Origin of the sequence: Clostridium sp. cel8 (genome assembly GCF_014050525.1) — a bacterium.
Classification (GTDB): Bacteria; Bacillota; Clostridia; order Clostridiales; family Clostridiaceae; genus Clostridium_B.
The window spans coordinates 299,604-312,372 of record NZ_JACGAG010000002.1 but is presented as its reverse complement, the minus strand read 5'-3'; the positions used below and the strand labels follow the sequence as shown (position 1 = coordinate 312,372).

Below are 12,769 nucleotides of genomic sequence, written 5' to 3'. Positions count from 1 at the left end.
CATCATGATAGATAGAAAGGAAAGTTTTACTGAAGGAAATGATATAATTTCTGCTCTTGGAAAAAAGAAAAATTTCAAATTTAATCAGGCCTATGTTCCTACCTGGAAATATCTAGGATTGAATAATTTTTCTATAGATGACTATAAGATTCCGGAGATAGAGCAATATAATGAAGAATATATAGATTTTAAAAGAGAAGAATTTGAAGGAGTAACTGTAAATCCTATAAAGGATACAGTAAGGCATGAGTGTCTTTGTGATTATAATAATTTTAAAAATGTGTCTTCAACTTCAAAGGAATTTGTAAAACTTGCAGAAAGTGGATTTAATTCAGGGGTGTTTATAAAGGTACCTGAAAATAAAATAGTAGATTCATATGTAAGACTTAATTTTAAGTTAAATGATGAAAATCCAGTAGTTATAGATAATAATATAGTTGTAGCTGAAGAAAATAGTAAAGTTACTATTTTAGTTGATTATTATACCGATAATGATAAAACTAAAGCATTTCACAATGGACTTACAAAGGTAATTGCAAGGGCTGGATCAGAGGTAAATGTGATAAAAATTCAGAGAATGAATGATGAATCTACCCATTTTGATTCAAATATGGCCTCAGTTGAAGCTGGAGCTAAGGTAAATTGGGTTACTATTGAAATTGGAAGTAAAATAAACGTTACAAATTACAACTCAGACTTAAAAGGCGATAACAGTGGTGCTGATATATATTCAGCATATCTTGTAGATGGAAGCAGAAAACAAGATATATATTATACAACTAATCACTTTGGAAGAAGAAGTCTTAGTAAGATGGTTATAGAAGGAGTTTTAAAAGATAAAGCAAAAAAAGTATTTAAAGGTAATATAGATTTTAGACGTGGGTCTTCTAAATCAAAGGGATCACAGACAGAAGAGGTTCTACTGCTTGATAAAACAGTAAAAACTGACAGTATACCAATGCTTCTTTGTCAAGAGGAAGATGTAGATGGACAGCATGCTACAGGTGTTGGGAAAATAGATCAAGATCAGCTGTTTTACTTAATGAGTCGTGGACTTAAATATAGTGAAGCAGAAAAACTTATTATAGAAGCCAGATTTAGTCCTGTTTTTGATAGAGTACCTGCAGAGGATTTGAGGTTATTTTTATCTGAAGAACTTAAGAGGAGGCTTGTAAAATGAGTACCCTAGATGTACAAAAGCTAAGAAAGGATTTTCCAATACTATCTATAAAAGTTGATGGAAAAGACCTAGTTTATTTTGACAACGGTGCAACAACACAAAAACCTATTCCAGTAATGAAGGCAGTTCAGCATTATAATGAAAATTTAAATGGAAATCCTCATAGGGGAGCTCATCATCTAGGGGTAACATCTACTGAGGCATTTGAAGGTGCGCGAGAGAAAGTAAGAAAATTTATAGGTGCAGAGAAAGCTTGTGAAATAGTTTTTACAAGGAATGCCACAGAATCACTTAATTTAATAGCATATAGCTATGGAATGAACTTTATAAATAAAGATGATGAAATAGTAGTAGCAATTTCAGAACACCACAGCAATATACTTCCATGGCAAATGGTAGCAAAAGCTAAGGGTGCAGTGCTTAAATATATGTATGTCAATGAAGATGGTAGAATTACAGAAGATGAATATAAAAATAAAATTACTAATAAGACTAAATTAGTAGCTATTGCACAGATGTCAAATGTACTTGGAACAAAATTCCCAGTAAAAGATATTGTAAAGTATGCTCATGAAAAAGGCGCTGTAGCTGTAGTAGATGGAGCCCAGAGTGTTCCACACATGAAAGTTGATGTAAGAGATATTGATGCAGATTTCTTTGTATTTTCAGGGCATAAAATGCTTGCATCAATGGGTATAGGAGTGCTTTATGCAAAAGAGAAATTTTTACTTGAGATGCCTCCATTTTTGAGAGGAGGAGAAATGATAGAATACGTTACAGAGCAAGATGCCACTTTTGCAGAACTTCCATTTAAATTTGAAGCTGGAACTCAAAATGTAGAAGGTGCAGTATCTCTTGGAGCTGCTATTGATTATTTAAATTCAATAGGACTTGATAATATAGAAGCTTATGAAGAAAAACTTACGAAATATGCGTTAGAAAAACTAGCCGATATAGATTATGTTACTGTATATGGATCAAAAGATGAAAAAGATAGAGGTGGAATTATATCTTTTAATATAAAAGATGTTCATCCTCATGATGTAGCTACTATATTAAACAGCTATGGTGTTGCAGTAAGGTCAGGACATCACTGTGCACAGCCTCTTATGAAATATTTAGGAATTCAAGCATCTTCAAGAGCAAGTTTCTATTTTTATAATACTCCTGAGGAAATAGACATATTTGTAGAAGGAGTAAAAAATGTAAGGAAGTGGTTAGGATATGGACGATCTTAGTCTTATATATTCAGAAATAATAACTGAGCACAATCAAGATACTACAAATAAAAGAGAAATAAAAGATGCAGACTTAAAAGAGAGAGGACACAATCCAAGCTGTGGAGATGATATAACATTGTCTTTAAAGTTTAATGGAGATGTTATAGAAGATGCTGCATACGAAGGAAGTGGATGTGCTATATCACAGGCATCTACATCTATGATGTTAGACCTTATACAGGGAAAGACAATTGATGAGGCATTAGATTATGTAAAGACTTTTATAGGAATGATAAAAAAAGATATTACAGATGAGAAAGAGCTTGAAAAGTTAGAAGATGCAATAGCACTTAAGAATATATCAATGATGCCTGCAAGAGTAAAGTGTGCAGTTCTTGCTTGGCATACTTTAGAGGAAGCAATAAAAAAGAGAAATAAGTAACAAAAATAACTTTAAAACATAGTATATATTAATGTGATGATAAGGGAGAGTAAATTATACGGACATTTAACAGAGAGAAGTTTACTTGCTGAGAAAACTTTATTTGAGAAGTATAATTGAAGTGCCCCTAGGAGCTCGAAGTGGAAAGTGTAAATTAGTAAGCAGAGAGGGATCTCCCTTTATAGAGATTAGGTATAGATATTGTACTGAAGGAAATGAGATAGATGATTTTTATTGTCTAATCAGAGTGGAAACGCGGAAACTGCCGCCTCTGTAGTTATTGAGGCTGTGGTTTTTTTATTTTATAAAAAATTATTTTATGGAGGGTTAAAATGTATTTAAGCTTAATTGTATCATTTATTTTATTTATAGGGTTATATCTCTTAAAGAGAAAAAAAGTGAAGTTTGGGACTAGGGTTTTACTTGGAATGATTCTTGGTGTAGGATTAGGAGTAGTATTTGGAAAAGATGCAGGATATATAGCACCAGTTGGAACAATATATGCAAATTTAATAGTTATGCTTGTTGTACCACTTGTAGTTCCAACAGTTATTTCAAGTATAACTGCAATAGAAAGCCCAGGAAAACTTAAAAATATAGGTGTAAAGACAGTTGCTTGGCTTCTTGGAACTACTGCAGTAGCTTGTGTAATAGGAATTGTTGTTGCAGTTGTTATGGATCCTGGAAGTGGAATTCAATTTGCTAAAGATGCTTCCTATAAAGCACGAAATATTCCTAATTTTTCGAATATAATTCTCGATATGGTTCCTAAAAATGTAATATCAGAAATGGCAGAAGCAAAGATAATTCCTGTACTTGTATTTTCAATATTAATAGGAGTAGCTATTACTTTAGAAGGTGAAAAGAATCCTGAAATTGTAAAACCAGTTAAAAAGTTTTTTGATTCTTTTAAAGTAATAATGTTTAGAATTACAGATATGGTACTTGAACTTACACCATATGGTGTACTTGCATTGCTTGCTTCAACATCAGCAAAATACGGAGCATCAACTCTTATACCACTTTTAAAAGTAGTGATTGCAGTTTATATAGCCTGCATAATACAAGTAGTTTTTGTTCATGGTGGACTTATAGCTTTTGTTGCAAAAATAAATCCAATAAGATTTTTTAAGGGAATATATCCTGCACAGGTAGTAGCATTCACCACAAGAAGTAGTTATGGCACACTTCCTGTTACTATAAAATCTCTTACTGAAAATATAAAGATATCTGATAATATAGCTAGCTTTTCTGCACCTTTAGGAGCAACTATGGGGATGAATGGATGTGGAGGATTATATCCTGCAATAGCAGCTATATTTGTAGCTAGAATTTTTAATATACCAATGAGCTTTTCAACTTATATTTTGCTTATTGTTGTAACTACAATAGCATCTATAGGAACTGCAGGAGTACCTGGAACAGCATCTATAATGGCTACAGTTGTTTTTACAGCACTTGGACTTCCAATTGAAGGACTCGGAATAATTTTTGGAGTAGATGCAATAATGGATATGGCAAGAACACTTACAAATGTTACAGGAGCATCTGTTGTGTCTGTTTTAGTTGCTAATTCTGAAGGTGAATTTGATAGAGAGGCATTTAATGCCAAGTATGATAAGAAAAAAGTACTTTCATAAAGATATAAAGTGGATGTCAATTAGTATATCTAATTGGCATCAATTTTTTTAGTAAAAATTCGAATAAAAATTATCATAGATTATAGATAATATAGTACAATAAAATAGTATGAATTATTATATTATCAGGAGGTATGATAATAATGGATAAAAAGTGGCAAAATGTAAAAAATGGTACAGATATAAGAGGAGTAGTGTTGGAAAACGATGACAGAGAAGTAAATCTTGGATATGAAATGTTTCCTATCCTAGCTAAATCATTTGCAATGTTACTGTCTTCTAAGAAAAATAAGGAATTAAAAGATTTAAAAATATCCGTTGGAATGGATTCAAGGATAACAAGTGAGAAGATAAAGAATATTTTTGTTGAAGAAATGCAAAAGTTAGGATGCAGTGTAATGGATTGCGGTCTTTGTTCTACACCTGCAATGTTTATGAGTACTGTATTTGAAAATTATAAAGCAGATGGTGCAGTAGAAATAACTGCAAGTCATCTTCCTTATTATTATAATGGTCTTAAATTTTTTACATGTGAAGGTGGATTTGAAGGAAGCGATATAGAAAAGCTCCTTGAAATTGCAGACAAAGGCGAATTTTCAAAAGAAGATGCTATGGGAAATGTTGAAAAGAAAGACCTCATGGAAGATTATAGTAATTTTTTAGTAAATAAAATAATAGATGGAATTTCAGATAAAAATAATAAAATGAAGCCTCTTACAGGTTTTAAAGTAGTAGTAGATGCAGGTAATGGTGCTGGTGGATTTTTTGTAGATAAAGTTTTAAAAAGACTTGGTGCAGATACTTCAGGAAGTCAATTTATTGAGCCAGATGGAAGATTTCCAAATCACATACCTAATCCTGAGAAGAAAGAGGCTATGGATTCAATAAAAGAAGCAGTACTTAAAAGTAATGCAGACCTTGGAATAATTTTTGATGCTGATGTTGATAGAGCAGCTGTAGTTGATGCAAAAGGTGGAGAAATAAATAGAAATTCACTTATTGCACTTACATCTGCAATTGTACTTGATGAGCATCCAGGTTCTATAATAGTTACAGATTCTGTTACAAGTAGTGGATTGAAGAAGTTTATAGAGTCACATGGTGGAGTACACCACAGATTTAAAAGAGGATATAGGAATGTTATAAATGAAGCTATAAGGTTCAATAAAGAAGGAAAAGAATGTTACTTTGCTATTGAAACTTCTGGACATGCAGCTTTAAAAGAAAATTATTTTTTAGATGATGGAGCTTATTTAGTATCTAAAATACTTATAAAGATGGCTAGATTGAAAAATGAAGGAGGAAAAACACTTACAGATCTCATATCGGATTTAGAGATTCCTCTTGAAAGTGTAGAATATAGAATAAAAATTAATTGCGAGAACTTTAAAGAGTATGGAGCCGATGTATTAGAAGGTTTGAAGCAGTTTGTAGATAGGGTAGATGGTTGGACAATTGAACCTAAAAATTATGAAGGATTAAGGGTAAATTGTGATAGGAAAAATGGATTTGGATGGTTTTTATTAAGACTATCACTTCATGAAGCTGTAATGCCTCTTAACATAGAGTCGGACAAACAGGGAGGTACAGAGTTTATAGCTTCAAAACTTGTAGAATTTTTAGGTAAATATGACAAGCTGGATTTTTCTAGCATGAAATAAGTGTAATTTGCAAAAATATACATAAATAAGAGAAGGAGAAATTTTCACTTCTCTTATTTTTTACAACTTATTTAAATTAATTCATTCTGATTTATATTTTTTATTGACTTTAGAAATTCAGAGTGTAATTTTTCTTTCTTTTCTTTTTCAAGAAATGAAGCTAATATACCATTTTCTATGACTTTCTCTATGTCTTTTAAACTGAAATTTTGGTACTTTACAAGATATTTAAATTCCTTTATTATATCTGTATTTGAAACTGTAGTATTGTCCGTATTTACAGTTACATTAATATTATTTTCTAAATATGACTTTATTGGATGGGATTTGTAAGAGGAAACAGCTGATGTATTTACATTACTTGTAATGCACATTTCAAGTGGAGTTTTTGTTCCCTTAAGTAGACTAATTACAGTACTGTCTTTAAATGCATATATGCCATGTCCTATTCTTTCTGCATGAAGCAGATTTATTGATTTTGTTATATTTTCTGCATTACCAGTTTCTCCAGAATGTACTGTACGGTGAAGACCATAGTATTCTGCCATTTCAAAAGCTTTTTTATGTAGTTCAGGAGGAAAGTCCTCTTCGTTACCAGCAAGGTCTATAGCTGCAACTCCACTACCAGCAAAATCCTTAGCTATATTAACTAACTTTTCTCCATTTTCAGGTAGTTCATGGCGCATTATACATAAAATTAAATTTGACATTATTTTAAAATCTCGATTGCCATCTTTCATGGCATCTAAAGCTGCATTTATTACGTCCTTTGGGCATAGATTTTCTATGTGATTAAAAGGAGCAAAGCGAATTTCAATATAGCGTATATTTTGTTTTGCAGCATCCTCTAAAAGTTCGTAAGTAACTCTGTATATATTATTATAACTTTGCATCACCTTTATAGGTATATCAAATTTATTAAGATATTCTTTTAAAGAAGGACACTTCCCATATACTTTTACATAATCGTTAAATTTGTCTATTTCATATGTGGGAAGAGATATGCTATCTTTTAGGGCAATATCTATCATTGTTTCAGGACGTATACTGCCGTCTAAGTGGCAGTGTAAGTCCGTTTTGGGAATAGTTTTTAACAATTCATCTAAATTCATAATATCACATCCTTACTTAATAAATTATAACTTTACATTATAATAATAACAATAATATAGTTTATTAATATTATAGTGATATTTTCATGAAATGAACTTTATATGCCCAATCCTTCTCATAAGGTATATTTAATAAATTGGGAGTATGCTGAGATATAAATGGATAATTTCCATGTATTAAAGTTACAATTGCAGAATGTTGTATTTTCCTTTTTATGTTTTCGTAAAATATAATATCACCTACCTCAAGCAATTCAGGCGAATTTACTTCATAACCCTTTATACCGTATAGATGATCTTTTGCATTAATTTTTAAATACCAATAAAGTGAACTAGCTACAGCCCATGAAATTGAACAGTTATTGTCTTTATACCACCATTGATTTTTGCCAGATGAAACAGTAGGTGCGCCACCTGATTTTAGACATTGAGATGTGAAATTTGTACAATCTCCTCCACCTTTTCCATGGACTGAGAAATATCTGTATAGAGGATTTGGTGTTATAGCGTATTTTAAGGCATAGTGTAAAGCCTTACTTCTTGAATAGTGTAATTTGTCTTTATTCATTATAAATGCTCCAAATAATTGATTATATTATAAATCTATGCTTGTAGATGGTAACCTGTTACATATTGATAGTGGATTGTATTTAAACATTTAATCACAATTTATGTTATAATTAGATTTCATATATTATTTAATAATTAAGGTGGTATTATGGATAAAGATAAACTTGTGCAAATTTTCAATGAACAGACAAGTGGTAAAAATCATGTTAAAGGTATGAGGGTTTTAAACAATGATTTAGTGTCTTCTGTTGATATTGAGAATAAAGATAGACTTCTTTGTATAAAGGGAAAGGTGATTTCAGAAAGTCTTTTTAGTGAATACAATGTAAAGATAGAGATAGATATAAAGAGTAGGGAAGTTATTTCAACTTACTGTACTTGTATGGATTATGAAAACAATGAATTTAGAAAGACAAATTACTGTTGTAAGCATATTTTAGCTATATTTTATAAATCTTTAGATGATTTAATAAAAAATGATGCTTTCAAAGATGAAGGATTTGAAGGTTCGCTTGATTCTATCTATGGAAGGGATACACTTTCAATGCTTTTAGGTGATGAAAGTGAGAAAAAAGAAATAAAAATTGAAGTATATGTTATTAAAAATCAATGGGACAACAGAATTTCTGCACAATTTAAAATAGGACTTAACTCAATGAGGTCAAATGAACTCTATGTTTTGAAAGATATAAATCAGTTTTTATTGGCACTTACAGGTAAAATAGCTATAACATATGGAAAAAGATTTACTTTGAATATGAAATATAATAAATTAAATGTAAAAGATAAAAGACTTGTGGATTTTATTCAAACTTTGAGAAGTATAGAGGGAAATTATACTTATCGAAGCAAGATAAGAAAGTCAAATATAGAAGGTAAATACATACATATACCAGATTATCTTGTACGAGAGTTTTTTTATACCATAAAATATCATAGGGTGTATCTTGATGAAGGATTTTTATATAGGACAGTAGAAACTGAAGTGATTCAGGATAATCCTCCATTACAGTTTCAAATGGAAATGGTTAAAAATAATTATGAACTTCAAGTTACAGAAGGAATGCCCATATCCTTGAGTTCAAGAGATAATGTTTTTTTCTATGGAACTACAATATACTTGCCAAGTAGTGAATACTGTGAATATATAAAGCCATATCTTAAGGTTTTTGCTAAGTCAAAAAAAGTCTTACTTCCAGCTGATAAGGAAACTACAATACTTAGAGAGCTTGTACCAAAGCTTAATTTATTGTCTTATAATGTGAAATTGTCAAAGGAAATAAAATGTAAAGTAGTAGATGAAAAATGTGAGATTAGATTTTATTTTGATAAGCCTGGAAAAAGTGTTGTACTTACAACTAAAGTGAAGTATGGAAAGTTTGAATTCAATATATTTGAAGATTGCAATGAAAAGATTATATATAGGGATTCTAAGAAGGAAACAGAAGTTTTAACTCTACTTAGAAGTTTAGGATTTGAAAGACGGGAAAATGAATTTTTATTTATATGGGGGGATGACTATATATTTAGATTTTTTAAAAGTGAAATCTCTAAACTGCAACAGGTAGGTGAAGTATTCTATTCGGAGAATTTTAAAGGTATAAAATCATTGAACTCGAAAAATATAAGTGCAAATATTAGAAGTGGTAAATATGATTATTTTGAAATTGAATTTAAACTTGGAGATATACCTAAAGAAGAAATTGCTGAAATATTGAGGGCATTTAGAAACAACTTAAAATACTATAAGCTTAAAGATGGTCAGTATATAGATTTAGAAGAGATTGAACTTAGAAAGTTCTTAAAACTTATAGATTCAATATCAGAAGACAATATAGATAATAATTCTATACAAGTACATAAAAACAAGAGTATTTATATTGATGAATATATAGCAGAAAATAAAATAAGATATATAAAGGGCAAATCTGAGCTTAAAAAAATAAGAGATAAAATTAAAAATATAAAAAATCTTAAATTTAAAGAGCCTGAAAATCTTAAAGGTAATTTAAGACAATATCAAAAATTTGGATACAATTGGTTTAAAACACTTGATTATCTTGGATTTGGAGGAATACTTGGAGATGAAATGGGACTTGGAAAGACTCTTCAGGCAATTGCATTTCTTCTTTCAAACAAGGACAGCAAATCATTGATAGTTGTGCCTACTTCACTTGTTTACAATTGGATAAATGAATTTGAAAAGTTTGCTCCAGATATTAAAGTTAAGGCAATTTTAGGCAACAAGAATGTAAGGGAAGAGCTAATAGAAAATATATATGAATGGGACGTTTCTATAACTACATACAATCTTTTAAAAAGAGATATAGATATGTATGAATCAAAGAAATTTGATTACTGTTTAATTGATGAAGCACAGTACATAAAAAATCCTCATTCCCAAAATGCCTTGGCTGTTAAGAATATAAAGGCAAGGAGAAGGTTTGCCCTTACTGGAACTCCAGTAGAAAATTCTGTTATGGAACTTTGGTCTATATTTGATTTTATAATGCCAGGATATTTATATGATGAAAAACGATTTAATGTAAGATATTATAAAAGGTTCAAAGAAGAACCTGAAGTAATTGAAGATCTCAATAGACTTACAAAACCATTTATATTGAGAAGAAGAAAAAAAGATGTTATAAAGGAACTTCCTGATAAAATAGAGAGAACAATCTTAGTTGAAATGGGTGACAAACAGAAGAAGGTCTATAAATCATATGCAAATTATGCCTTAGATATAATAAAGCACAAAGTAGAAGATGATGAATTTAAAAATAGTAAAATTGAAATACTTTCATATATAACAAAACTTAGACAGCTTTGCCTTGATCCATCTATAGTGATGAAAGATTACACTGGAAGTAGTGCAAAAATAGAAGGACTTTTAGAATTTTTAGATCAAGTTGTAGCCGAGGGGCATAAGATACTTATATTTTCACAATTTACGTCTGTGCTCAAAAATATAGGAAAAGAGATATCGTTGAAAAAAATAAAGTATATGTATCTTGATGGTTCAGTTAATTCTAAAGATAGGATGACAATGGTAGATGAATTCAATTCAGGCATAGCTCAAGTATTTTTGATAAGTTTAAAAGCAGGTGGTACAGGGCTTAATTTAACTTCTGCAGATATAGTTGTACATTTTGATCCATGGTGGAACCCTGCAGTAGAGGCACAAGCTACAGATAGGGCACATAGGATAGGGCAGAAAAATGTAGTAGAGGTAGTAAAGCTCATAGCAAGGGGAACAATTGAAGAAAAGATTTTAAAACTTCAAGAAGAGAAGAAAAGACTAATAGATAATCTTATTGGAGATGAAATGTCTGGAAGTCATGGTATAACATCACTGTCAGATCAGGAGATTATAAATTTGTTTAGATAGCTTATATAGAATAAGACCTACAATTCATGTAAAGTGTAGGTCTTATTGATTTTATTAAAGGTCTTTATTTTTATAGGAAAAGTATGATATGAAAAAGGATATAATAAATATGGCTAGCAATAAAAATGATATACCTAAAACTACTACATAATTAGGTAAATTACCTAAATAGGTTAGAATTTCATATGAATTGTAAGATGAAAAGTTACTTAGTATAGTCATTGCTGAAAATATAGCAATAAATAAAAGTAGAAATACATATCTTGTTGCAGCATATCCATACTTGAAATATATTGGTAAATTTACACAACTCAATAAAATAATACCTATAAGACTTCCGAATATATTTTCATTAGTTATAATAGTATAGGAATTTGTTAAACCTATTATACGCATGAGATTTGGAAAGATAAATGCTACAATCATACCTATAAATCCAAATACGAATATTGATAGATATTTTGATACAATTATATTTAGTCTGCTTATAGGAAGACTATTTAACATGATATTTGCTCTTTCATCTTTATAGAAACTTCCAGTTAAAAATGCATAAGCAGAAAAAGTAGACATAAATACAAAGTAAGAGTTAATAGGATTGAGTGCTATTAAAAATGATACAATTAAGATAATAATACAAGTTTTTTTCTGTATTAGTATATCTTTTAAAATTAGATTTCCCATTAGTGTTTACCTCCTTTTACTGTGAATACAATAATATCATCTAAAGTTGCATTTTCAACAAGTACGTCATTTTTAGTAAGTTTTCTAATTGCTTCTACATTGTTTGTTAGACCTTCAAATCCAAAGGAGTTTTCAGTTATGCCTATGAGGTAGTCCTTAATATCTGATGTAAGCAAGTTCTTATCACCTTTTATAATTTTGTAAGTTTCAAGTATACTGTCTTTTGTATCTGAAAATACTATTTCTCCGGAATTTAAAAATGTTATATAATCTGCTATTTTTTCTAAATCAGTGGTGATGTGGGTGGAAAATAATATTGCTTTGTTTTCATCTTGAATTAATGAATAAAGTATATCTAGCATTTCACTTCTGAACACTGGATCAAGGCCTGAAGTAGGTTCATCCATAATTATAAGTTCTGCATTATGTGAAAGTGCAATTCCAAGAGAGTATTTCATTTTCATGCCTTTTGAAAGTTGTTTTATATTTTTCTTTAGAGGAAGTTTAAAATCAGTCATGTACTTATTAAAGACTTCATCATCCCAATTTTTGTAAAATCTCTTTATTATATTTTTCATTTCAATTAAATTTAAATCATCATAAAAATAGTTTTCATCATAAACAAATCCTATTCTTTGTTTTATTTCTCTTTCATGTTTAATATTGTCAAGACCAAATATATTTATTGAGCCTGAGTTCCTTTTTACAAGATTCATAATAAGTTTTATAGTGGTGCTTTTACCGGCACCATTTGGGCCTATAAGCCCCATAATATACCCTTTTGGAACATTGAAGCTTATATTGTTTAAAGTGAAACCTTTATAACTTTTGCTCAAATTTTTAACGCTTAAAATATTCTCCATATAATAACC

General features: G+C 30.0%; 10 protein-coding genes. 6 read left to right on the top strand and 4 right to left on the bottom strand.

All coding sequences use genetic code 11. From position 1 onward, the window contains the following. The first annotated feature begins 4 nt into the window (after nt 1–4). The 5 genes from sufD to H2684_RS03565 all read left to right on the top strand — a co-directional run bounded on the left by sufD (nt 5) and on the right by H2684_RS03565 (nt 6,143). On the top strand, nt 5–1,180 hold the full coding sequence (gene sufD / locus H2684_RS03585) for a Fe-S cluster assembly protein SufD (RefSeq protein WP_182088021.1): 1,176 nt from the start codon (nt 5–7) through the stop codon (nt 1,178–1,180). Beyond that, nucleotides 1,177–2,418: a cysteine desulfurase gene (locus H2684_RS03580; protein WP_182088020.1), complete on the top strand. Its 1,242-nt coding sequence runs from the start codon at nt 1,177–1,179 to the stop codon at nt 2,416–2,418. Before sufD ends, H2684_RS03580 begins: the two co-directional genes overlap by 4 nt. Then, nucleotides 2,405–2,842: a Fe-S cluster assembly sulfur transfer protein SufU gene (gene sufU / locus H2684_RS03575; protein ID WP_182088019.1), complete on the top strand. Its 438-nt coding sequence runs from the start codon at nt 2,405–2,407 to the stop codon at nt 2,840–2,842. Before H2684_RS03580 ends, sufU begins: the two co-directional genes overlap by 14 nt. Before the next feature lie 332 nt (nt 2,843–3,174). Beyond that, nucleotides 3,175–4,482: a dicarboxylate/amino acid:cation symporter gene (locus H2684_RS03570; RefSeq protein WP_182088018.1), complete on the top strand. Its 1,308-nt coding sequence runs from the start codon at nt 3,175–3,177 to the stop codon at nt 4,480–4,482. A gap of 134 nt (nt 4,483–4,616) precedes the next feature. Further along, nucleotides 4,617–6,143 (top strand): phosphomannomutase/phosphoglucomutase, encoded by a 1,527-nt coding sequence (locus H2684_RS03565; protein WP_347707510.1) that lies wholly within the window; start codon nt 4,617–4,619, stop codon nt 6,141–6,143. 71 nt (nt 6,144–6,214) lie between these two features. Here the strand turns inward: H2684_RS03565 and add are convergent, their stop codons facing one another. Together add and H2684_RS03555 are read right to left on the bottom strand one after the other, a co-directional pair. After that, nucleotides 6,215–7,255, bottom strand: coding sequence for an adenosine deaminase (add, locus tag H2684_RS03560; protein ID WP_182088016.1), 1,041 nt, complete (start codon nt 7,253–7,255; stop codon nt 6,215–6,217). 70 nt (nt 7,256–7,325) lie between these two features. Next, nucleotides 7,326–7,823, bottom strand: coding sequence for an amidase domain-containing protein (locus H2684_RS03555; protein WP_182088015.1), 498 nt, complete (start codon nt 7,821–7,823; stop codon nt 7,326–7,328). Between the two features lie 150 nt (nt 7,824–7,973). On the opposite strand from H2684_RS03555, the gene H2684_RS03550 reads away from it, so the two are divergent. Further along, nucleotides 7,974–11,213 carry a DEAD/DEAH box helicase gene (locus H2684_RS03550; RefSeq protein WP_182088014.1) on the top strand — a complete coding sequence of 1,080 codons (3,240 nt, stop codon included), beginning with the start codon at nt 7,974–7,976 and terminating at the stop codon, nt 11,211–11,213. A gap of 54 nt (nt 11,214–11,267) precedes the next feature. Here H2684_RS03550 and H2684_RS03545 read toward each other — a convergent pair whose 3' ends face one another. Together H2684_RS03545 and H2684_RS03540 are read right to left on the bottom strand one after the other, a co-directional pair. Then, entirely contained in the window at nt 11,268–11,897 is a 630-nt protein-coding gene (locus tag H2684_RS03545) for an ABC-2 transporter permease (RefSeq protein ID WP_182088013.1), read from the bottom strand. Further along, nucleotides 11,897–12,760 carry an ABC transporter ATP-binding protein gene (locus tag H2684_RS03540; protein ID WP_182088012.1) on the bottom strand — a complete coding sequence of 288 codons (864 nt, stop codon included), beginning with the start codon at nt 12,758–12,760 and terminating at the stop codon, nt 11,897–11,899. Before H2684_RS03540 ends, H2684_RS03545 begins: the two co-directional genes overlap by 1 nt. Nucleotides 12,761–12,769 lie beyond the last annotated feature (9 nt).